This is a genomic window from Pseudomonas monachiensis (genome assembly GCF_047345015.1).
Lineage (GTDB): Bacteria > Pseudomonadota > Gammaproteobacteria > Pseudomonadales > Pseudomonadaceae > Aquipseudomonas > Aquipseudomonas monachiensis.
In genome coordinates, this window is the sequence record NZ_CP178857.1 from 5,418,939 (window position 1) to 5,440,201 (window position 21,263).

General features: G+C 61.0%; 20 protein-coding genes. 9 read left to right on the plus strand and 11 right to left on the minus strand.

Annotated elements, in window-relative coordinates:
- Window positions 1–121 precede the first annotated feature (121 nt).
- The 4 genes from ACMDB8_RS24340 to lnt are packed head-to-tail and all read left to right on the plus strand — an operon-like array spanning window position 122 to window position 3,993.
- On the plus strand, window positions 122–1,129 hold the full coding sequence (locus tag ACMDB8_RS24340; protein WP_056728837.1) for a PhoH family protein: 1,008 nt from the start codon (window positions 122–124) through the stop codon (window positions 1,127–1,129).
- Complete coding sequence (gene ybeY, locus ACMDB8_RS24345; RefSeq protein ID WP_056728838.1) at window positions 1,122–1,616, plus strand: rRNA maturation RNase YbeY; 495 nt, start codon at window positions 1,122–1,124, stop codon at window positions 1,614–1,616. The genes ACMDB8_RS24340 and ybeY overlap by 8 nt, the downstream gene beginning before the upstream one ends.
- Before the next feature lie 5 nt (window positions 1,617–1,621).
- Complete coding sequence (locus ACMDB8_RS24350; RefSeq protein WP_027924283.1) at window positions 1,622–2,461, plus strand: HlyC/CorC family transporter; 840 nt, start codon at window positions 1,622–1,624, stop codon at window positions 2,459–2,461.
- 8 nt (window positions 2,462–2,469) lie between these two features.
- Window positions 2,470–3,993: an apolipoprotein N-acyltransferase gene (gene lnt / locus ACMDB8_RS24355; protein ID WP_056728839.1), complete on the plus strand. Its 1,524-nt coding sequence runs from the start codon at window positions 2,470–2,472 to the stop codon at window positions 3,991–3,993.
- Window positions 3,994–4,075: 82 nt separating this feature from the next.
- Here the strand turns inward: lnt and ACMDB8_RS24360 are convergent, their stop codons facing one another.
- Both ACMDB8_RS24360 and ACMDB8_RS24365 read right to left on the minus strand, forming a co-directional pair.
- Window positions 4,076–4,837: a YdcF family protein gene (locus ACMDB8_RS24360; protein WP_056728841.1), complete on the minus strand. Its 762-nt coding sequence runs from the start codon at window positions 4,835–4,837 to the stop codon at window positions 4,076–4,078.
- 105 nt (window positions 4,838–4,942) lie between these two features.
- Entirely contained in the window at window positions 4,943–5,263 is a 321-nt protein-coding gene (locus ACMDB8_RS24365; protein ID WP_008052397.1) for a hypothetical protein, read from the minus strand.
- 281 nt (window positions 5,264–5,544) lie between these two features.
- Between ACMDB8_RS24365 and leuS the strand changes: the two genes are divergently transcribed.
- The 5 genes from leuS (at window position 5,545) to ACMDB8_RS24390 (ending at window position 11,600) form a co-directional block, all read left to right on the plus strand.
- Window positions 5,545–8,151: a leucine--tRNA ligase gene (leuS, locus tag ACMDB8_RS24370; RefSeq protein ID WP_409078820.1), complete on the plus strand. Its 2,607-nt coding sequence runs from the start codon at window positions 5,545–5,547 to the stop codon at window positions 8,149–8,151.
- An 87-nt stretch (window positions 8,152–8,238) separates the two neighbouring features.
- Window positions 8,239–8,844, plus strand: a complete 606-nt coding sequence (gene lptE, locus ACMDB8_RS24375; protein WP_056728844.1) for an LPS assembly lipoprotein LptE — start codon at window positions 8,239–8,241, stop codon at window positions 8,842–8,844.
- A gap of 39 nt (window positions 8,845–8,883) precedes the next feature.
- Window positions 8,884–9,921 (plus strand): DNA polymerase III subunit delta, encoded by a 1,038-nt coding sequence (gene holA / locus ACMDB8_RS24380; RefSeq protein WP_223542018.1) that lies wholly within the window; start codon window positions 8,884–8,886, stop codon window positions 9,919–9,921.
- 130 nt (window positions 9,922–10,051) lie between these two features.
- On the plus strand, window positions 10,052–10,216 hold the full coding sequence (gene arfA, locus ACMDB8_RS24385) for an alternative ribosome rescue factor ArfA (protein WP_056728848.1): 165 nt from the start codon (window positions 10,052–10,054) through the stop codon (window positions 10,214–10,216).
- 61 nt (window positions 10,217–10,277) lie between these two features.
- Window positions 10,278–11,600 (plus strand): lytic murein transglycosylase, encoded by a 1,323-nt coding sequence (locus tag ACMDB8_RS24390; protein ID WP_056728849.1) that lies wholly within the window; start codon window positions 10,278–10,280, stop codon window positions 11,598–11,600.
- Between the two features lie 95 nt (window positions 11,601–11,695).
- On the opposite strand, the gene ACMDB8_RS24395 is transcribed toward ACMDB8_RS24390, so the two are convergent.
- The 9 genes from ACMDB8_RS24395 to mrdA form a co-directional block, all read right to left on the minus strand.
- Window positions 11,696–12,643, minus strand: coding sequence for a S66 peptidase family protein (locus tag ACMDB8_RS24395; RefSeq protein ID WP_409078821.1), 948 nt, complete (start codon window positions 12,641–12,643; stop codon window positions 11,696–11,698).
- 174 nt (window positions 12,644–12,817) lie between these two features.
- Window positions 12,818–13,816 carry a lipoyl synthase gene (gene lipA, locus ACMDB8_RS24400; RefSeq protein WP_162130451.1) on the minus strand — a complete coding sequence of 333 codons (999 nt, stop codon included), beginning with the start codon at window positions 13,814–13,816 and terminating at the stop codon, window positions 12,818–12,820.
- 25 nt (window positions 13,817–13,841) lie between these two features.
- Window positions 13,842–14,489: a lipoyl(octanoyl) transferase LipB gene (gene lipB, locus ACMDB8_RS24405; protein WP_056728853.1), complete on the minus strand. Its 648-nt coding sequence runs from the start codon at window positions 14,487–14,489 to the stop codon at window positions 13,842–13,844.
- Complete coding sequence (locus ACMDB8_RS24410; RefSeq protein ID WP_056728855.1) at window positions 14,489–14,764, minus strand: DUF493 domain-containing protein; 276 nt, start codon at window positions 14,762–14,764, stop codon at window positions 14,489–14,491. The genes lipB and ACMDB8_RS24410 overlap by 1 nt, the downstream gene beginning before the upstream one ends.
- Window positions 14,765–14,847: 83 nt before the next feature.
- Window positions 14,848–16,005, minus strand: a complete 1,158-nt coding sequence (locus ACMDB8_RS24415; RefSeq protein WP_056728857.1) for a D-alanyl-D-alanine carboxypeptidase family protein — start codon at window positions 16,003–16,005, stop codon at window positions 14,848–14,850.
- A 185-nt stretch (window positions 16,006–16,190) separates the two neighbouring features.
- Window positions 16,191–17,201: a septal ring lytic transglycosylase RlpA family protein gene (locus tag ACMDB8_RS24420; RefSeq protein WP_409078822.1), complete on the minus strand. Its 1,011-nt coding sequence runs from the start codon at window positions 17,199–17,201 to the stop codon at window positions 16,191–16,193.
- Window positions 17,201–18,211 carry a lytic murein transglycosylase B gene (gene mltB, locus ACMDB8_RS24425; protein ID WP_223542019.1) on the minus strand — a complete coding sequence of 337 codons (1,011 nt, stop codon included), beginning with the start codon at window positions 18,209–18,211 and terminating at the stop codon, window positions 17,201–17,203. Before mltB ends, ACMDB8_RS24420 begins: the two co-directional genes overlap by 1 nt.
- A gap of 17 nt (window positions 18,212–18,228) precedes the next feature.
- Window positions 18,229–19,332 carry a rod shape-determining protein RodA gene (rodA, locus tag ACMDB8_RS24430; protein WP_056728863.1) on the minus strand — a complete coding sequence of 368 codons (1,104 nt, stop codon included), beginning with the start codon at window positions 19,330–19,332 and terminating at the stop codon, window positions 18,229–18,231.
- A 31-nt stretch (window positions 19,333–19,363) separates the two neighbouring features.
- Window positions 19,364–21,259: a penicillin-binding protein 2 gene (gene mrdA / locus ACMDB8_RS24435; RefSeq protein WP_056728865.1), complete on the minus strand. Its 1,896-nt coding sequence runs from the start codon at window positions 21,257–21,259 to the stop codon at window positions 19,364–19,366.
- Window positions 21,260–21,263: the final 4 nt, after the last annotated feature.

The following is a 21,263-nucleotide window of genomic DNA, read 5'->3' on the forward strand; positions in this document are numbered from 1 at the left end:
GCTCCCACAGGGACAGCGCCAGGCCAGTGAATTAACTTGGTCTATATAAGAGCTTTCGCACCCGCGCCACTGGCGCTATCCTTGATTTATCTCAATTGCCCCAGGGCGGCTAAATACGACCTTGAACGCACCTATAGAACCACATCGTTTCATCCTCGAGCCTTTTGAAGCTCGTCGCTTCGCCAATCTGTGCGGGCAATTCGACGAGCACCTGCGCTTGATCGAACAGCGCCTGACCATCGAGATCCGCAATCGCGGAAACCAGTTCGAGCTGATCGGCGAACCCAAACACACCACCTCCGCGGAAAACCTCCTGCGCCGCCTGTACCGGGAAACCAAGGGTACCGAGCTGTCGCCGGACATGGTGCACCTGTTCCTGCAGGAATCGGCCGTCGAGCAGTTGGACAACCACTCCCCCGCCGAACCCTCCGTGGCCCTGCGCACCAAGAAAGGCATGATTCGCCCACGCGGCTTGAATCAAGTGCGCTACGTGAAGGAAATCCTCGGTAACGATATCAACTTCGGCATCGGCCCGGCCGGTACCGGCAAGACTTACCTGGCCGTGGCCTGCGCGGTGGATGCACTGGAGCGCGAGCAGATTCGCCGCATCCTGCTGGTTCGCCCAGCAGTCGAAGCGGGTGAAAAACTCGGCTTCCTGCCCGGCGACCTGTCGCAAAAAATCGACCCGTACCTGCGCCCGCTCTACGACGCACTCTACGAAATGCTCGGCTTCGAATACGTCGCCAAGCTGATCGAGCGCCAGGTGATCGAAGTCGCGCCGCTGGCCTACATGCGCGGCCGTACACTGAACAACAGCTTCATCATTCTCGACGAAAGCCAGAACACTACGGTCGAGCAAATGAAGATGTTCCTGACCCGGATCGGCTTCGGCTCCACGGCCGTCATCACCGGGGACATCACCCAGGTCGACCTGCCACGCGGCACCAAGTCCGGCCTGCACCACGTGATTGAAGTGCTCAAGGATGTGCCAGGGATCAGCTTCACCCATTTCCAGCCCAAGGACGTCGTGCGCCATCCACTGGTGCAGCGGATTGTCGAAGCCTATGAGCGCTTCGAAACCAAAGCGGCCGATGATGCCGCCGCCAAGGACAGCCGCCGCGATGCTTGAGCTTGACCTGCAAATCGCCACCGAAGCCGACGCCCCCGGCGAAGCCGAATTCCGCCAGTGGTGCGAGCTGGCTTTGCGCCAGCGCACCGCAGACTCGGAGATGACCATTCGTCTGGTCGACGAAGCCGAAGGACGCGAGCTGAACCACACCTGGCGGCAAAAAGACTACGCAACTAACGTCTTGTCATTCCCGGCCGACGTGCCGGATGAGTTCCTCGACATCCCGCTGCTGGGCGATCTGGTGATCTGCGTGGCCGTGGTCGAGCGCGAAGCCGCTGAACAGGGCAAGGAACTCAAGGCCCACTGGGCACACCTGGTGATTCACGGCTGCTTGCATCTGCTTGGTTACGACCATATTGATGACGAGGAAGCCGAAGAAATGGAAGCACTGGAACGAACGTTGCTTGCAGAACTGGGCTTTCCCGATCCGTACGCGGACGACGAAACTGACGCATTCCCTACCGAAACAACAAAGGATTCAGAGTAATCGCTATGAGCGAAGATCGATCGAGCAACGGGCAGAAGTCATGGCTGGGTAAGCTCACCCAGGCTTTTGCCCACGAGCCGAAAAACCGCCAGGAGCTGCTGGAGTTGCTGCGCGATGCACACCAGAACAAACTGCTGGACAGCGAAGCGCTGGCCATCGTCGAAGGCGCCATCCAGGTGGCTGACTTGCAGGTCCGGGACATCATGGTCCCGCGCTCGCAGATGGTCAGCATCAAGGCGACCCAGACACCCCGCGAGTTCCTGCCTGCCGTGGTCGACTCGGCCCACTCCCGCTACCCGGTGATCGGCGAAAGCCACGATGACGTGATGGGCGTGTTGCTGGCCAAAGACTTGCTGCCGTTGATCCTCAAGGAAAACGGCGACAGCTTCAACATCAAGGACCTGTTGCGCCCGGCCACCTTCGTGCCGGAATCCAAGCGCCTCAACGTGCTGCTGCGCGAGTTTCGCGCCAACCACAACCACATGGCCATCGTCATCGACGAATACGGCGGCGTGGCTGGTTTGGTGACCATCGAAGACGTGCTGGAACAGATCGTCGGCGACATCGAAGACGAACACGACGTCGAAGAAGACAGCTACATCAAGCCGCTGCCCAGCGGTGATTTCCTGATCAAGGCCCTGACGCCAATCGAGAACTTCAACGAGTTCTTCGACAGCGAATTCTCCGACGACGAGTTCGACACCGTTGGCGGCCTGGTGATGAGCGCGTTCGGGCATTTGCCAAAACGTAACGAAATCACTGAAATCGGCCCCTACCGCTTCCGCATCCTGAACGCCGACAGCCGTCGGATTCACTTGCTTCGCCTGACGCCCATTGCTCGCTAAGGATTGAAATGCGCTGGACAACCCGCCCCGGCTGGCCCGGTAACCTGCTGGCCGTGGCGGCCGGTGCAATCACCACACTGGCCCTGGCGCCGTTCGATATCTGGCCACTGGCACTGCTCGCCGTCGGCCTGTTCTATGCCGGCCTGCGCGAGCTGAGCCCACGTCAGGCACTGGGTCGCGGCTGGTGTTTCGGTTTCGGCCTGTTCGGTGCCGGCACCAGCTGGATCTACTACAGCATTCACCACTTCGGCGGCGCCTCGGTATTGCTGGCCGGTTTCCTGATGCTGCTCTTCACGGCGGCGATTGCCTGGTTCTTTGCCCTGCCCGCCTGGATCTGGGCGCGTTGGCTGCGCCGAAATGAAGCGCCGCTGGCCGACGCCCTGGCTTTCGCAGCGCTGTGGGTCGGCCAGGAAGCCTTCCGCGGCTGGTTCCTGACAGGCTTCCCATGGCTGTATTCCGGGTACAGTCAGCTCGACGGCCCGCTGGCCGGGCTCGCGCCTATCGGCGGAATGTGGCTGATTTCCTTCACCCTGGCCCTGACAGCAGCGTTGATCTACAACGGCTTGCGCCTGGTTCGCACGGGGCGCAAAGGCTTCATCGCTGCCGGTGCATTGCTGCTGGTCGGTCCATGGCTGCTCGGCATGGCGCTCAAGCACCACGCCTGGACCAGCCCGTCGGGCCCGCCACTGAGCGTCGCCGCCATTCAGGGCAACATCGAACAAAGCATGAAGTGGGATCCGGCGCAGCTCAACGCGCAACTGGCGCTGTACCGCGACATGAGTTTCAGCTCCAGGCGCGCCGATCTTCTCATCTGGCCGGAAACGGCAATCCCGGTGCTCAAGGAGTCCGCCGAGGGTTACCTGAACATGATGGGCAGCTTCGCGGCCGAGCGTAAATCGGCGCTGATTACCGGCGTCCCGGTCCGCATGGAGGTCCACCACGAGAAGCGCTTCTTCAATGGCATCACCGTTGTCGGCGAAGGCGACGGCACTTACCTCAAGCAAAAACTGGTGCCGTTTGGGGAATATGTTCCGCTGCAGGATGTGCTGCGCGGGCTGATCGCCTTCTTCGACCTGCCAATGTCGGACTTCGCTCGCGGCCCGGCTGACCAGCCGCTGCTGCAAGCCAAGGGTTATCAGATCGCGCCATACATCTGTTATGAAGTGGTTTACCCGGAATTCGCCGCGAGCCTTGCCGCCCGCAGTGACCTGTTGCTGACCATCAGCAACGACACCTGGTTCGGCACCTCCATCGGTCCGCTGCAACACCTGCAGATGGCGCAGATGCGTGCGCTGGAGGCCGGCCGCTGGATGATCCGCGCCACCAACAACGGCGTATCCGGCCTGATCAACCCGTTCGGTCAGATTACCGATCAGATCCCGCAGTTCGAACGCGGCATCCTGTATGGCGAAGTGGTGCCGATGCACAACCTCACGCCGTACCTGGAATGGCGCTCGTGGCCATTGCTCATTCTCTGCGTGTTGTTGTTTGGCTGGGCGCTGATTGCGAGCCGGATGGCCAAGACTGTCTAGAAAAGATCGCAGCCTGCGGCAGCTCCTACAGGGGATTGCATTCCAACTGTAGGAGCTGCCGCAGGCTGCGATCTTTTGATCTTTACCGGTAAAACAACGAATAACCGACCTGCCCCACCGCCTCGTTCATCAATTGCCCGTTCTGCCAGATCGCCTTGTACTCCGGCATCCAGCCACCCAGTGGCCGCGCATTGTCGCCGCCCAGAAACCCTACCGGCGCCGGCACCACCTCAAACCCGGCCTTGCGGAAACTCCAGACCGCTCGCGGCATATGCCCGGCATGAGTCACGAGCACCACGCGCTTGATGCCCTGTGGCAGCAATACCTCGGCGCTGAACCGGGCATTTTCCCAGGTCGTGCGACTGCGTCCTTCCTGCCAGCGCACGGTCACGCCAAAATCGTCGCGCAAGGAGTCAGCCATCATCTGCGCTTCGCTTGGCGGGGTGCCGTAATGCAAGCCGCCGCTGGTCAGTACCGGCAGGCCGGAAGCCTTGGCCAGCCGCGCGGCAAACCGCTGGCGTTCCAGGCCGACACCCGTGGGCTGGTCGGCGCCCCAGGCCGCGTCACCGCGCTCGCGCCCGGAACCAAGGACAACGATGGCGTCCGCGCGCTGCCCCAGCACCGCCCATTCGCCGCGAGCCAGCGGTGGCTCACGCTCGAGCAGGCCGGCACTCCACTGCACCACCACCGGCAGGCTCATCAGCCAAAGGCCACCCAACCCCAGTGCAAAGCACACACCGGCGAGCCTTGGTCTTGAGCGGCGCAACCACCAGGCAAGTAAAAGCAGCAGCAATAGAATGCCGGGGGGCAAAAGAAGTTGTTTTAAAAAATAACGAAAAGGCATCGAGCATCTCCTGGAGATGCCCGAAGCCTAAGTGGGTTGGTGCGATGCGACAATCAATACAGGAGGACTATGCTTCAAAAAAACCATGGAGCATGGCTCTGCGTCTTACTTGAACTGCAAAGACCGGACCTTTACCGCGTCTCTGCCGGGAACCTTGTCCTTGAGCCAGATGATCTTGGCCGAACGTGGTGCGTCGAGTTGCTTTACCGCCTCTGACAAGCATCCGTGCGTCTCACGCTCACTGCGATCCAGATACGCCTTGACCAGTGCAAACTCTGCGGGGCTGAGGCCACGCAGTTCCAGCTCCAGAGGGCGTACGTCACGCAACCGGCCAGCAGTTCTTGCCGCTTCCAGGGCCAGGGCCAAACGATCGATCAGTCTTTCGTACAGCTCCGGTTTCGTAGCTTTTTGCTGTGACTCAACCATCCCTCACCTCATTGGAAGATAAGACCAACTCCCCAGTTAGAGCTTAGCCTCCATGAACAAACCGGCTGAGCGCCGCGACCAACGGCCCTCGCGGCGGTTTTCGCGAGACGCGCGGCAGCAATCAGGGTTTCCCTCGGTAGAGCGCGGTCATGTATGCTACGGCGCTTCCTGTAACTCCACTTCCAGCTCGGCTGGACATCGAAAACGCCAATGCGGCGTGATCAGCGTCCAGCGTTGCATTGAAGAGGATTAGGCCACCCCTATTCAGTTCAAAAGTAGCCATGCACGAACAATATCAGCCCCGTGAAATCGAAGCCGCCGCCCAGTCGTTCTGGGACGAGCAAAAGTCCTTTGAAGTCAGTGAACAGCCAGGCAAGGAGACTTACTACTGCCTGTCGATGTTCCCTTACCCCAGCGGCAAGCTACACATGGGGCACGTGCGCAACTACACCATCGGCGACGTGATCTCCCGCTATCAGCGCATGCAGGGCAAGAACGTTCTGCAACCCATGGGTTGGGACGCCTTCGGCATGCCGGCGGAAAACGCCGCGATGAAGAACAACGTAGCGCCCGCCAAGTGGACCTACGAAAACATCGCCTACATGAAGTCCCAGCTGCGTAGCCTGGGCCTTGCGGTGGACTGGTCGCGCGAAGTGACCACCTGCAAGCCCGATTACTACCGCTGGGAACAGTGGCTGTTCACCCGCCTGTTCGAAAAAGGCGTGATCTACAAGAAAAGCGGCACCGTGAACTGGGACCCGGTCGACCAGACCGTCCTGGCCAACGAACAGGTGATCGACGGTCGCGGCTGGCGTTCCGGCGCGCTGATCGAAAAGCGCGAAATCCCGATGTACTACTTCAAGATCACCGCCTACGCGGATGAGTTGCTGGAGAGCCTCGACGAGCTGACTGGCTGGCCTGAACAGGTCAAGACCATGCAGCGCAACTGGATCGGCAAATCCCGCGGCATGGAAGTGCAGTTCCCGTACAACGTCGATTCCATCGGCGAAACCGGCGCGCTGAAGGTCTTCACCACCCGTCCGGACACCCTGATGGGCGCGACCTACGTCGCAGTGGCCGCCGAACACCACCTGGCTACCCTGGCCGCACAGAACAATCCAGAGCTGCAAGCGTTCATCGCTGAATGCAAGGGCGGCAGCGTGGCCGAAGCCGACGTCGCCACCCAGGAGAAAAAAGGCCTGCCGACCGGCCTGTTCGTCGAACATCCGCTGACCGGGGAAAAACTGCCGGTCTGGGTCGCCAACTATGTGCTGATGCACTACGGCGACGGCGCGGTGATGGCGGTTCCGGCCCACGATGAGCGCGATTTCGAATTCGCCCACAAGTACAACCTGCCGGTCAAATCCGTGGTGCAGACCAGTTCCGGTGACAGCAACCCGGCGCCATGGCAAGACGCCTACGGCGAGCACGGCACGCTGATCAATTCCGGCGAGTTCGACGGCCTCGACTTCGCAGGCGCCTTCGACGCCATCGAAGTCGCGCTGATCAAGAAAGAGCTGGGCGCCTCGCGTACCCAGTTCCGCCTGCGCGACTGGGGCATCAGCCGCCAGCGTTACTGGGGCTGCCCGATCCCGATCATCCACTGCAACACTTGCGGTGACGTGCCGGTACCGGAAGATCAACTGCCTGTCGTGCTGCCGGAAGACGTCGTACCCGACGGCGCCGGTTCGCCACTGGCGCGCATGCCCGAGTTCTACGAGTGCAGCTGCCCTAAATGCGGCCAGCCTGCCAAGCGTGAAACCGACACCATGGACACCTTCGTCGAGTCCTCGTGGTACTACGCCCGCTATGCCTCGCCGCACTTTGAAGGCGGCCTGGTGGAAAAATCGGCCGCCGACCACTGGCTGCCGGTGGATCAATACATCGGCGGGATCGAACACGCGATTCTTCACCTGCTCTACGCGCGCTTCTTCCACAAGCTGATGCGCGACGAAGGCCTGGTGAGCTCCAACGAGCCGTTCAAGAACCTGCTGACCCAGGGCATGGTGATCGCCGAGACTTACTATCGCCGCGAAGCCAATGGCGCTTACACCTGGTTCAACCCGGCGGACGTCGAGCTTGAGCGTGACAGCAAAGCCAAGGTTATCAGCGCCAAGTTGAAATCCGACGGCCTGCCGGTGGAAATCGGCGGCACCGAGAAGATGGCCAAGTCGAAGAACAACGGCGTCGACCCACAGTCGATGATCGACCAGTTCGGCGCAGACACCTGCCGCCTGTTCATGATGTTCGCTTCGCCACCTGACATGAGCGCGGAATGGTCCGACTCCGGCGTAGAGGGTTCGCACCGTTTCCTCAAGCGCGTCTGGCGCCTGGCTCAAGCCCACGTCACTCAGGGCCTGCCGGGCAAACTGGACGTCGCCGGCCTGAATGACGAGCAGAAAGCCGTTCGTCGCTCGATCCACCTGGCCATCAAGCAAGCCAGCCAGGATGTTGGCCAGAACCACAAGTTCAACACCGCCATCGCTCAGGTGATGACGCTGATGAACGTACTGGAAAAAGCCGCGCAAGGCACCGACCAGGATCGCGCCCTGATTCACGAAGGCCTGGAAACCGTGACACTGCTGCTGGCTCCGATCACGCCGCACATCAGCCACGAGCTGTGGAATCAACTGGGCCACGCTGAACCTGTGATCGACGCCGGCTGGCCGGTGGTGGATGACAGCGCGTTGGTACAGGACAGCCTGCAACTGGTGATTCAGGTCAACGGCAAGCTGCGTGGCCACATCGAAATGCCGGCCAGTGCCAGCCGTGAAGAAGTCGAAGCCGCCGCCCGTGCCAACGAGAACGTGTTGCGCTTCGTCGACGGTCTGACCATTCGTAAAGTGATCGTAGTGCCCGGGAAACTGGTCAATATCGTCGCCAGCTAATTGGATCAGGCGCCAGGTGAGCCTGGCGCCGAGTAAAACCTTTCGGGCCGCCTGATCGGCCCACATGGTTTCAAGGGGAGCAACAAGATGATCAAACGCAATCTGCTGGTGATGGGCCTCGCGGTTCTGCTGAGCGCCTGCGGTTTCCAGCTGCGCGGCACCGGCACCAATGTACTGGCGATCAAGGAGCTCGACCTGAGCGCCCGTAACGCTTATGGCCCAACCGTTACCCAGTTGCGCCAGGCACTGGAGGGCAGCGGCGTCAAGGTCTATACCGGCGCTCCGTACAAACTGGTGCTGACCAATGAGCAGGAAAGCCAGCGTATCATCAGCTACGCAGGCGCCGGTCGTGCTGGCGAGTACCAGGTCACCACCGTGCTGAGCTACGACATCCGCGGTCGCGGCGATCTGCCCCTGTTGAGTGACAAGCTTGAAGTGCAGAAGATCTATATGCACGACGGCAACAACCTGGTGGGCTCTGACCAGGAAGCCGCAACGGCCCGGACAGAAGGCCGTCGGGAGATGGTCCAGCGCATGATGCTGCGCCTGGAACAACTGACCCCAGGCCAACTGGATCAGTTGCAGCAGACTGCCGAAGCCAGGGCCAAGGCTGACGCCGCTGCACTGGAAGCGGCAAAGAAGGCTGAGGCGCAAACCCCGCGTCAGTCGCCTGTCGAACTGCCGCAGCAGTAAGACTTACGGGGCGCCCAGGCGCCCCGTTCGCCCTCTATTATGAAGCTCGCTCCCGCCCAACTCGCCAAACACCTGCAAGGCGCCCTTGCGCCGGTCTATATCATCAGCGGCGATGACCCGTTGTTGTGCCAGGAAGCGGCCGACGCTGTTCGCGCTGCCGCCCGTCAGCAGGGATTCGATGAACGCCAGGTATTTGCCGCCGACGCCAGTTTCGACTGGGGGACTCTGTTGCAAGCCGGTGCCAGCATGTCGCTGTTCGCCGAAAAGCGCCTGCTGGAGCTGCGCCTGCCTTCCGGCAAACCCGGCGACAAGGGCGCTGCCGCGCTGATTGAGTACTGCTCGCGCCCGGCCGAGGACACCGTGCTGCTGATCAGCTTGCCGAAGCTCGATGGCAGCGCGCAGAAAACCAAGTGGGGCAAAGCGCTGGTCGAAGGGCCGCAGACCCAGTTCGTGCAGATCTGGCCGGTCGATGTCGCCCAGTTGCCAAGCTGGATCCGCCAACGTTTGTCCCAGGCCGGGCTTTCCGCCAGCCAGGACGCCGTTGAGCTGATCGCGGCACGGGTCGAGGGCAACTTGCTGGCCGCCGCCCAGGAAATCGAAAAGCTCAAGCTGATGGCCGAAGGCGGTCAGATCACCGTTGAAACCGTGCAGGCTGCGGTGGCAGACAGTGCGCGCTTCGATGTCTTTGGCCTGACCGATGCGGTGCTCAATGGCGAAGCCGCCCACGCCTTGCGCATGCTCGAAGGGTTGCGCGGTGAAGGCGTCGAGCCGCCGGTGATTCTTTGGGCCCTGGCCCGGGAGTTGCGCCTGCTGGCCAATATTTCCCTGCAATACAGCCAGGGCACCCCCCTGGACAAGGCCTTCAGCCAGGCCAAACCGCCAGTCTGGGACAAACGTAAACCGTTGGTGAGCAAGGCCCTGCAACGCTACTCGGCCCAACGCTGGGCGCAACTGCTGCTCGAAGCGCAACGCATTGATGCCCAGATCAAAGGCCAGGCGGCCGGTTCGCCGTGGATGAGTTTGAGCCGGTTGACGTTGTTGATGGCCGGGCAGCGTCTGACATTGCCCGCTGAATAGCCCCCTCGCCACATAAACCACATCGCTATCAAGATCAATGAAAGGTCCTACACAATGTAGGGACTAGACAGATCCCGAACTTCGGCCGATTATTTGCCCCGCAAAAACCACTCACTTGCGAGGCATCATCATGAGCAAAAAGCCATCAGCGCATGGCCCCAACAAGGCCAAATCCATCATCGCCCAGCCATTGTTCCGCAGCCGCAAGGAACGCCCGGCCAAGGGCAAAGGCAGTTACCGCCGCGAAGCCTTCCAGTCTGACAACTGGGAGGCTTCTTACTTTCTGGCTGCGTAAAGCAGAACACCCCTTCGACATGTTAAGGTCTGTACCTGATTCGTATTCCCTGGACCCGTGCATGCCCTTTTGTCTTTCCCGTCGTTGGCACCTGCGCCAATTGATCGCTGCCTCCAGCCTAGTTTTGCTTGTCGCCTGTGCGGAAAAACCGACCGCAGCCGACGCTCAGCCGCTTCAGACACTTCCTGTCGCCACCGCCCCGGCGGTTGTTCCGCCAGTGGTTCCGACCGGTGAGAACCTCGACATCCAGCCGACCCAGACTTTCGCCGAATGGCAGGCGGGTTTCCGCAAGGATGCCCTGGCCGCCGGTATCCGCGCCGATCTGTTTGATCGCGCTTTCGCCAATGTCAGCTTCGATCCCAGTGTGATTCGTGCCGATCGCAGCCAACCGGAATTCGCAAAACCGGTGTGGGAATACCTGGACGGCGCCTTGTCGCCGCTGCGGGTACGCAAAGGCCAGTCGCTGATCGACCAATACGCCGACATCTTGCAAGGCATCGAGCAGCGCTACGGCGTCGATCGCCAGGCGCTGGTGGCGGTGTGGGGCATGGAAAGCAACTTTGGGCAGTTCCAGGGCAGCAAGTCGGTGATCAACTCACTGGCGACCCTGGCCTATGAAGGCCGCCGCCCCGGCTTCGCCCACGCGCAGTTGATCGCGGCCCTGCAAATTCTGCAACAAGGCGACATCGAACCCGAGAAGATGCTCGGATCCTGGGCCGGCGCCATGGGCCAGACCCAGTTCATCCCGACCACCTACAACACCCACGCCGTCGATTTCGACGGCGACGGCCGTCGCGATATCTGGGGCAGCTCGGCTGACGCCCTGGCCTCGACCGCGCATTACCTGCAAAGCTCCGGCTGGCAGAGAGGTCAGCCGTGGGGCTTTGAAGTCCAACTGCCGGGCGGCTTCAACTACGTGCTGGCCGATGGCACGATTCGCAAGAGTGTCGCCGAGTGGCGCCAACTGGGCGTTACGCTGCCCAACGGCGGCCAGGTCCCGGCAGGCTCCGAGCAGTTGTCCGCGGCCCTGCTGCTGCCGGCTGGCTACCGTGGCCCGGCCTTTCTGGTGCTCGACAACTTCCGTGCGATCCTCAAGTACAACAACTCGTCGTCCTACGCCTTGGGGGTTAGCCTGCTGTCGGAACGCTTCAATGGCGCAGGCCTGATCAGCGGCACCTGGCCAAAGGATGACCTGCCTCTGAGCCGCACCGAGCGGATCGAGCTGCAGAACCTGCTGAGCGCGCAAAACTATGACGCCGGTACCGCCGACGGGATCATCGGCGCCAATACCCGCAAGGCGATCCGCAGTGCCCAGCAGTCGTTTGGCTGGCCGGCGGACGGGTATCCGACGCACAAGTTGCTGGAAGGATTGCGTAACCGTTAAAAGCAAAAGATCGCAGCCTGCGGCAGCTCCTACGGGTGTACACAAAACCCCGTAGGAGCTGCCGCAGGCTGCGATCTTTTCAAGATATTCGCGACTTACCTGATTACCACATCCTGCTCCAACATCAATTCCTGATTCCCCGCATCCAGCCTGACCAATGCGCCCATGGGCAGCGTCAGGTTCGGGTCGCAATGCCCACTGCGCCACCCGGACAGCACCGGAATCTTCAATGGCTCGAAGGTCTGCTTGAGCAACCTGTCCAGCGCTGCCACCTCAACCCCCGCCACGTCCCCGACCAACACGCCGCGCAGCTTGTGCAAGGTGCCAGCCAGCCGCAGTTGGGTCAGCAACCGGTCGATGCGATACAGCGGCTCGTTGATGTCCTCGATCAACAGAATGACGCCCTCGGCATCAATCTCGTAGGGCGTGCCCATGGTCGCGGCGATCATGGCCAGATTGCCTCCGAGCAAGCGCCCATGAGCCACGCCCGGCTCGATCGTGGTCAGCGGGTAAGCCACCGGATGAGCCAGCACCGTGCCCGCCCTCACCTGCCCGCGCAGCATGTTGAAGAACGAAGACTCGGTAGGTATTTGCTTGCCCCCCAGCAGATCGGCATTGAACAACGGACCATGAAAGGTCACGAATCCGGCATAACGACTGATCGCCAAATGCAATGCGGTGATGTCGCTGTAGCCGACGAACGGCTTGGCGTTGTCACGCAGCAAATCAAAATCGATACGATCGAGCAGCCGCGGCGTGCCGTAACCACCGCGCAGGCAGATGATGGCATCCACTTCGCTGTCGGCGAACGCTGCATGCAGGTCGCCCAGTCGCACTTCGTCGCTCCCGGCCAGGTAGCCGTTTTTTTCGTAGACCCCGGGAAACAATTTCAGTGAATAACCCCGGGCACGCATCCATTGCACCGCCTTGTCGGTGTCCAGCGGCGCGGGACCGGCGGGGGCGATAACGCCGATCATGCCTTCCGACGGCAGTGCCGGGACGGGAGCATGAGGGCAAAGGGTGTGGGTCGGTCGAGCGGTCATCCGTGAATCTCCCTGCGTGAAATCTTCAGCACACAGTAGTCAGGAACGGGGACAAACAGAAGAGGAACCGTTGCCCCGCAGGTTGCAGGAAAAAACAGCCATTGCCGTAGGCCAGGCAAAAAAACGCCCGCGAGGCTGGATGCCGTGCGGGCGCTTTTCATTTCATTGCGTCGATCAGGACGACATCAGCTCGGCCTTGACCAGCTTGGCCTGTTCGTCAGCGTGATACGAGGAGCGTACCAGCGGACCCGAGGCAACGTTCTTGAAGCCCATCTTGTAGCCTTCCTCGGCGAACCAGGCGAAGGTGTCCGGGTGCACGAAGCGCTGCACCGGCAAGTGGCTGCGGGACGGCTGCAGGTACTGGCCCAGGGTCAGCATGTCGATGTCGTGCTCGCGCATGCGCTTCATGACTTCGATGACTTCTTCGTCGGTCTCGCCCAGGCCCAGCATCAGGCCGGACTTGGTCGGAATGTGCGGCATCATCTGCTTGAAGCGTTGCAGCAGGGTCAGCGACCACTGGTAGTCCGAACCCGGACGCGCAGCCTTGTACAGGCGCGGCACGGTTTCCAGGTTGTGGTTGAATACATCCGGCGGCTCGGCAGCGGTGATTTCCAGTGCGATGTCCATGCGACCACGGTAGTCCGGGACCAGGGTCTCGAGCTGCACGTTCGGCGACAGTTTGCGGATTTCACGGATGCAGTCGGCAAAGTGCTGGGCACCGCCGTCACGCAGGTCGTCGCGGTCCACCGAGGTGATCACCACGTACTTCAGGCGCAGGTCGGCAATGGCAATGGCCAGGCTTTCCGGCTCGTTGACGTCCAGTGGCTTCGGACGACCGTGGCCAACATCGCAGAACGGGCAGCGACGGGTGCAGATGTCACCCATGATCATGAAAGTCGCGGTGCCACCGGAGAAGCACTCGCCCAGGTTCGGGCAGGACGCCTCTTCGCACACACTGTGCAGCTTATGTTTGCGCAGCAGGGCCTTGATGCGGTCGACTTCCGGCGAAACCGGGATGCGTACACGAATCCAGTCTGGTTTCTTCGGCAGTTCGGTGGTGGGAATGATCTTTACCGGGATGCGTGCAACCTTTTCGGCGCCGCGCAGCTTGACGCCCGCTTCAACCTTGGGACGCGGGGCCGGGCGCTCGGAGACATCGAGCGTCGGGATCATGGTTTGCACTGCATCAGTAGTCATATCAGTCGATTCCGCCCGTCAGGGTCGTCTGCTCAGCATAGTCGAGGTGTTTGACGAGCTGCGCGCGCAGCCGGGCACTTACCTCGGCAAATTCAATCGATCCTGCGTGATCGCTCAGCTGGGTCATCGCCAGCCCGGCATAGCCGCAGGGATTAATCCGTCGAAACGGTTCCAGGTTCATGTCCACGTTCAAGGCCAGGCCATGAAAGGAACAGCCGTGGCGGATCCGTAGACCCAGGGAGGCGATTTTCGCCCCGTCGACGTAGACACCCGGTGCATCGGGCTTGGCCACGGCGGTGACACCGTAACTGGCCAGTAGCTCGATCAGGCAGAGCTCCATCCGGCTGACCAGATCGCGCACGCCAAATCCGAGCTTGCGCACGTCCAGCAGCAGATAAGCCACCAACTGGCCGGGGCCGTGGTAGGTCACCTGACCACCACGGTCAACCTGCACCACCGGGATATCACCGGGAAGCAGCAGGTGCTCGGCCTTGCCGGCCTGGCCCTGTGTGAACACCGCAGGGTGTTCCACCAGCCAGATCTCGTCGGCGGCATCGCTGCCGCGTTCGTTGGTGAAGCGTTGCATGGCGTGCCAGACCGGCTCGTAAGCCATCTGGCCAAGTTCACGAAAGCCCAGCGTGCCTGACATCACAACACCATGTGCACGAAACCGGTTGCCCGCAGTTCGCTGTTGATGTTGTACAGCTGGTCCTGGTCCGTCGCGACGATGTGCAACTGAATCGTGGTGTATTTGCCGTTGCTGCTCTGGCGCTCGTCAATACGCTCATCATTGATCTTGGCGTACTTGCTGACGATGTCGATGATTCTGTCCTTGTTGCCCACGCCGGTGTCGCTGATCACCTTAACCGGGTAATCATTGGCAGGGAACTCGATCTTTGGCGCCTTTACTTCGGTATCGGTCATGGCGTAACGGCCTCGTAAGCGTAAGCCGTGGCGACGGCAAAGCCCCGCGCCGGATCAGCGCAGGGCCATGCAGGTGCACACTATCAGTTGAACAAGCCGTAGAAGAATAGACGGATGCTATCCCACATGCGGCGGAAGATACCACCCTCTTCGACGCCATCCAGGGCGATCAGATCGGCGCTGTGCACCACCTTGTCGTCCAGTTTGACTTCGACTTTACCGATCACGTCGCCTTTGGCGATTGGCGCGATCAGCTGCGGGTTCATGGTCATGCTGGCAGCGAGCTTTTTCAGCTGGCCTTTTGGCAGGGTCATGGTCAGGTCTTGCGCCAGGCCAGCCTTGACCTGGTTGGTGGAACCTTTCCAGACTGGAGCCTGAGCCAGCTCGGTGCCCTTCTGGTAGAAGGTCTGGGTTTCGAAGAAACGGAAACCGTAGGTCAGCAGCTTCTGGGTTTCGGCGGCACGGGCCACTTCGCTATTGGTGCCGAAGACCACGGCGATCAGGCGCATGCCATCACGTACGGCCGAGGACACCATGCAGTAGCCGGCTTCGTCGGTGTGGCCGGTTTTCAGACCGTCGACGGTCTTGTCACGCCACAACAGCAGGTTGCGGTTCGGCTGCTTGATGCCGTTCCAGAAGAACTCTTTCTGCGAGTAGATCGCGTAGTGAGCCGGGTCTTCGTGGATGATCGCGCGAGCCAGCACAGCCATGTCGTGAGCCGACGAATAGTGCTCCGGGTTCGGCAGTCCGGTCGGGTTCATGAAGTGGCTGTTGGTCATGCCCAGGTCGCCAACGGTTTTGTTCATCATGTCGGCGAACGCGTCTTCGCTGCCGGCGATGTGCTCGGAGAGCGCAACACTGGCGTCGTTGCCCGACTGGATGATGATGCCGTGCAGCAGGTCGCTGACGGTGACCTGAGAGCCGACCTTGATGAACATCCGCGAACCGCCGGTACGCCAGGCGTTTTCGCTGACGGTTACCGGGTCGTTTTCGCCGATCTGGCCACGACGGATTTCCAGGGTCGCGATGTACGCGGTCATCAGCTTGGTCAGGCTGGCCGGTGGCAGACGCTGGTCACCATTGTTCTCGACCAGCACGTTGCCGCTGCTGGCATCCATGAGCACATAGGCCTTGGCGGCCAGTTGTGGTGGCGAAGGCATCATCTCGACCGCGAATGCGGCGGGTGAGAGAAGCAGCGGGACTAGCAGGAACAGGCGTTTGGCAAAGGTGGTGATGTTCATCCGTCTCTCGAAATCGCTAATGGAAACTGCCCAAGGGCAAAACTAATCAGATGACTTTCTAACGAGTCATCGCGTGTTCAGTTGCTCACTCCAATCACCCTTTGCCGGGCTTTTGTTCTTCGAAGAGCCAACAACCTGGTTCACCCCCCAAAACCGCAGATGAACCGTCAATCAAGTCCTACGTATTACTCAGTCACAACGCTTGGCGAACCGAGATTGGCCAGCCGGACACTGTTCTGCACCTGCTGGATTTCACCCGGCGATCCGATCGGGCCCAGGCGAACCCGATGCAGGGTCTGCTGATTGCGCACGATCGAGCTGATGAACACCGGAGCGCTCACCATCCCGCTGAGCTTCGATCTCAGGAGTTCTGCAGCGTCCGGGTTGGCGAACGCGCCCACCTGCAGATACTGGCCAGAGGCTGATGCAGAAGCGTTTTTTTTTGCATCAAGCTGCACAGGCACCACCGCGGCGGCGTGTTGCTGCGGCGGCGGTGTCCATTGCTCAACGGTACCGGCCGAAGCCGTAATCACCGGGGCGCCATTCTGCGCGACTTTCGGTTCGTTGAGCATTAATGGTGCCGGACGGCCCTTGGCGGCCCACCATTGCTGCGGGTCGATGCCTTCGACCTTGACCCGCGCCGTGCCGGTTTCGGCGTAACCGAGCTTCTTGGCGGCAGCGTAGGACAAGTCGATGATCCGGTCCGAGTAGAACGGACCGCGGTCGTTGACTCGCAGAATCACGCTCTTGTTGTTGTCCAGGTTGGTCACCCGGACGTAGCTTGGCAGTGGCAATGTCTTGTGCGCGGCACTCATGCCGTACAGGTCATACACTTCGCCGTTGGCAGTGTTCTGACCGTGGAACTTGGTGCCGTACCAGGACGCCGTGCCCGACTGCACGTAGGTCTTGGACTCTTGCAGCGGAAAGTATGTCTTGCCCAGCACGGTGTACGGGTTGGCCTTGTACGGGCCGGTATGCAGGGTCGGCGTGGCGTCCGGGATGCGCGAAACATCGACATCCCACCATGGCGCGCCATCCTTGTGGGCGCGGTTGATGTCCAGCCCCGGCGTCGTGCGCACGGCGGCGGTGCTGGTCTTCTGGGCTGGCGCGCGGCTGGTCGAACAACTGGCGACCAGCACTGCCAGCGCGGCGAATGCCATCAGCTTCAGGGGTTTATTGATAGGCAATGCCCGCATTACTTGACGCCCCGTGCTTGGACCAGCTGTTCAGACAGTTGATGTACGGCCATGGCGTACATCACGCTGCGGTTATATCGCGTGATCGCGTAAAAATTCTTCAGGCCCATCCAGTACTCTGGGCCATTGTCGCCTTCCAGGCGGAACGCAGTAACCGGCATATCATCGCGCAGCGCATCATGACTTGACCACCCCAGGGCTCGCAACTCCCCGACGGTTTTCGTCGGTTCGATTCCTGTGGTCAGACCTTCGTCGACCTGATCGCCACGGACATCGGCGCGGCTGACCACCGGTTCGCCTGCAACCCAGCCATGACGCTTGAAGTAACTGGCGACACTGCCGATGGCATCGTCCGGGTTGGTCCAGATGTTGATATGGCCATCACCGTCGAAATCCACCGCATAGGCGCGGAAACTGCTCGGCATGAATTGCGGCAATCCCATTGCGCCGGCGTAGGAGCCTTTGAGCGTCAATGGATCGACCTGCTCTTCACGGGCCAGCAGCAGGAACTCACGCAACTCCTTGCGGAAAAACTCGGCACGGGGAGGATAGTCGAAACCCAGGGTCGATAAGGCATCGATCACCCGGAAATTTCCGGTATTACGGCCGAAAAAGGTTTCAACGCCGATGATCGAGACAATCACCTGGGCCGGCACGCCGTATTCCTGCTCGGCACGGGCCAGCACCGCTTCGTGCTGACGCCAGAAATCCACACCCCGGGCGATGCGCGCATCGGTGATGAACATCGGGCGATATTCGCTCCACTGCTTAACCCGTTCGGCGGGTTTCGAGATGGCGTCCAGAATCGACTGCTTGCGCTCGGCCTCGCGGAACACGCCCATCAATTGCTCACCGGCGAAACCGTAGTCGCGGGTCATTTCACCGACGAATTCGGCCACCTGGGGTGAGCCTTCGTAGTCGCCGGCCAACGCTTCCTGCATGGTGCCAAGGATGCTTACCAGGCCGACCCATGGCGCGTATCGAGTCGCCCAGCCACGCATTACTTGCATTGAAAATTTCACCTTATTCAAACCTGCGCGATCCACTTGCGATGGGTATGGATCGACATCAAAACCCCAAACGCTGACAGTAGCGTCACCAGCGAAGTTCCTCCGTAGCTAATGAAAGGCAACGGCACCCCCACCACCGGCAACAGGCCACTGACCATACCGATGTTGACGAAAACATAAACAAAAAACGTCATGGTCAGGCTGCCCGCGAGCAACTTGCCGAACAATGTCTGCGCTTGGGCGGTAATCACCAGGCCGCGGCCGATCAACAGCAGGTAGATCAGCAACAGCGCGCAGATCCCCACCAGGCCGAACTCTTCACCCAGTACCGCAATGATGAAGTCGGTATGGCTTTCCGGCAGGAAGTCCAGGTGCGACTGGGTACCCAGCAACCAGCCCTTGCCGAACACACCACCGGAGCCGATGGCGGCCTTGGACTGGATGATGTTCCAGCCGGTACCGAGCGGATCGCTCTCCGGGTCGAGGAACGTCAGGATTCGCTGCTTCTGGTAGTCGTGCATGATGAAGAACCACATGGCAATCGCCACGGGAACGGCGGCGGCCAGCACGCTGAGGATCCAGCGCCAGCGCAGGCCACCCATGAACAGCACGAATGCGCCGCCGGCCAGGATCAGCAGCGAAGTGCCCAGGTCCGGTTGCCGCACGATCAGAATGAACGGCACGCCGATCAGCATCAGGCTGACGCCCACATGTTTGAGCTGGGGCGGCAATGTGCGTTTGGACAAATACCAGGCAATGGTCGCCGGCATCAGGATCTTCATGAATTCCGAGGGCTGGAAGCGAATCACCCCGGGAATATTGATCCAGCGGGTAGCGCCCATGGCGTTGTGGCCCATGATGTCCACCACCAGCAACAGCATCACCCCGACCACGTAGCCCAGTGGCACCCAGCGTGCCATGAATCGCGGCTCGAACTGGGCGATGACGATCATCGACACCAGGCCGATGCCAAACGAAGTGGCTTGCTTGCCCAGCAGATCCCAGCTCTTGCCGCTGGCCGAATACAGCACGAACAGGCTGCCGGCGGCGAGGGTCAGCAGCAGGATCAGCAGCGGGCCGTCAATGTGCAGGCGTTGTAGCAGCGTCGCACGGCGACGCATCACATCCTCACTGGAGAGCATGCGATCAAAATTATTCATCACGGGCCGTGGCCTCCGCGCTAGTAGGGCTGGCGTATTCGGCTTTGAGGTGCCCGTTCTGGTCGAGCAACCAGGCGTCCATGATCTGACGCACCACTGGCGCGGCGACGCCGGAGCCGGACTCACCGTTCTCGACCATCACCGACACCACGATCTGCGGATCGTCCGCCGGGGCGAAGCCCACGAACAAGGCGTGATCGCGGTGGCGCTCCTGAACCTTGGAGCGGTCGTACTTCTCGCCCTGCTTGATCGCGACCACCTGGGCCGTACCACTCTTGCCCGCGATACGGTACTGCGCACCGATCGAAGCCTTGCGTGCGGTACCGCGGGCGCCGTGCATCACCTGCTGCATGCCGTGGTTGACCTTGGTCCAGTCAGACGGATCGCGCAGGATAATGTCCGGCATCGGGTTCTGATCCACCGGTTTCTCGCCTTCGATGGTCTTGGCCAGGTGAGGACGGTTCCAGATGCCTTTGTTGGCCACCAGCGCCGTGGCCTGGGCCAGCTGCAGTGGGGTCGACTGCATGTAGCCCTGACCGATCCCGAGAATCAGCGTTTCGCCCGGGAACCATGCCTGGCGACGGGTCGCGCGCTTCCATTCGCGGGTCGGCATCAGACCCGGCGATTCCTCGAACATGTCCAGGGAAACCTTCTGACCGATACCGAACTTGGACAGATACGACGACAACCGATCGATCCCCAGCTTGTGGGCAAGGTCATAGAAGTAAGTGTCGTTGGAACGCATGATCGCCGTGTCGAGGTCGACAAAACCATCACCGGTGCGGTTCCAGTTGCGGTACTTGTGATCGTAGTTGGGCAGCATGTAGTAACCGGGGTCGAACACCCGGGTCGAGGCCGTCACCACGCCCGAATCCAGACCGGCAATCGCCACAGCAGGCTTGATGGTCGAACCCGGCGGGTACAGACCGCGCAATACGCGGTTGAACAGCGGCCGGTCGATGGAGTCGCGCAGTTCGGAATAGGCCTTGGAACTGATGCCGGTGACGAACAGGTTCGGATCGAAGCTCGGCTGACTGACCATCGCCAGCACCTCGCCGGTTTTCGGGTTCAGGGCAACCACCGCACCACGACGACCGCCGAGCGCGGCTTCGGCGGCTTCCTGCAATTTGATGTCCAGGCTCAGGACGATGTCTTTGCCGGAAACCGGTTCGGTGCGCTTGAGCACCCGCAATACACGGCCCCGAGCGTTGGTCTCGACCTCCTCGTAACCCACCTGACCATGCAGCTCCGGCTCATAAAAGCGCTCGATGCCGGTTTTGCCGATCTGATGGGTGCCGCTATAACTGACCGGGTCCAGAGACTTGAGCTCTTTCTCGTTGATCCGCCCCATGTAGCCCACCGAGTGCGCAAAATGCGCGCCCTGGGGATAGTGACGAACCAGTTGCGCGACCACTTCCACCCCCGGCAGCCTGAACTGGTTCACGGCAATTCGCGCGATCTGCTCTTCAGTCAGCTCAAACAGGATCGGCACCGGCTCGAACGGCCGACGCCCCTGACGCATGCGCTTCTCAAAGATCACCCGGTCCTCGGGTGTCAGCTCCAGCACTTCGACGATCACGTCGAGTACTTGCTGCCAATCGCCAGAACGCTCGCGGGTCATGCTCAGGCTGAAACTGGGCCGGTTGTCGGCAATCACAACGCCATTGCGGTCGAAAATCAGCCCGCGAGTGGGTGGAATCGGCTGCACATGGACGCGGTTGTTTTCCGACAGGGTCGAATGGTACTCGTACTGGATCACTTGCAAGAAATACAGGCGAGCGATCAGTACGCCAATCAGCGCTACCACCGCAATTGCCCCGAACACGACGCGCCCACGCACCAGACGGGCGTCTTTTTCGTGGTCCTTGATGCGGATCGGCTGGGACATGGGG

Coding starts and splice junctions, on each gene's coding strand:
- ACMDB8_RS24420 (WP_409078822.1), bottom strand. CDS start 17,201: ATGCGGGCATTGCCTATCAATAAACCCCTGAAGCTGATGGCATTCGCC.
- lptE (WP_056728844.1), top strand. CDS start 8,239: ATGATCAAACGCAATCTGCTGGTGATGGGCCTCGCGGTTCTGCTGAGC.
- ACMDB8_RS24350 (WP_027924283.1), top strand. CDS start 1,622: ATGAGCGAAGATCGATCGAGCAACGGGCAGAAGTCATGGCTGGGTAAG.
- lipA (WP_162130451.1), bottom strand. CDS start 13,816: ATGATCCCGACGCTCGATGTCTCCGAGCGCCCGGCCCCGCGTCCCAAG.
- leuS (WP_409078820.1), top strand. CDS start 5,545: ATGCACGAACAATATCAGCCCCGTGAAATCGAAGCCGCCGCCCAGTCG.
- mrdA (WP_056728865.1), bottom strand. CDS start 21,259: ATGTCCCAGCCGATCCGCATCAAGGACCACGAAAAAGACGCCCGTCTG.
- holA (WP_223542018.1), top strand. CDS start 8,884: ATGAAGCTCGCTCCCGCCCAACTCGCCAAACACCTGCAAGGCGCCCTT.
- arfA (WP_056728848.1), top strand. CDS start 10,052: ATGAGCAAAAAGCCATCAGCGCATGGCCCCAACAAGGCCAAATCCATC.
- mltB (WP_223542019.1), bottom strand. CDS start 18,211: ATGCAAGTAATGCGTGGCTGGGCGACTCGATACGCGCCATGGGTCGGC.
- rodA (WP_056728863.1), bottom strand. CDS start 19,332: ATGCGTCGCCGTGCGACGCTGCTACAACGCCTGCACATTGACGGCCCG.
- ACMDB8_RS24390 (WP_056728849.1), top strand. CDS start 10,278: ATGCCCTTTTGTCTTTCCCGTCGTTGGCACCTGCGCCAATTGATCGCT.
- ACMDB8_RS24360 (WP_056728841.1), bottom strand. CDS start 4,837: ATGCCTTTTCGTTATTTTTTAAAACAACTTCTTTTGCCCCCCGGCATT.
- lnt (WP_056728839.1), top strand. CDS start 2,470: ATGCGCTGGACAACCCGCCCCGGCTGGCCCGGTAACCTGCTGGCCGTG.
- ACMDB8_RS24365 (WP_008052397.1), bottom strand. CDS start 5,263: ATGGTTGAGTCACAGCAAAAAGCTACGAAACCGGAGCTGTACGAAAGA.
- ACMDB8_RS24395 (WP_409078821.1), bottom strand. CDS start 12,643: ATGACCGCTCGACCGACCCACACCCTTTGCCCTCATGCTCCCGTCCCG.
- ybeY (WP_056728838.1), top strand. CDS start 1,122: ATGCTTGAGCTTGACCTGCAAATCGCCACCGAAGCCGACGCCCCCGGC.
- ACMDB8_RS24410 (WP_056728855.1), bottom strand. CDS start 14,764: ATGACCGATACCGAAGTAAAGGCGCCAAAGATCGAGTTCCCTGCCAAT.
- ACMDB8_RS24415 (WP_056728857.1), bottom strand. CDS start 16,005: ATGAACATCACCACCTTTGCCAAACGCCTGTTCCTGCTAGTCCCGCTG.
- lipB (WP_056728853.1), bottom strand. CDS start 14,489: ATGTCAGGCACGCTGGGCTTTCGTGAACTTGGCCAGATGGCTTACGAG.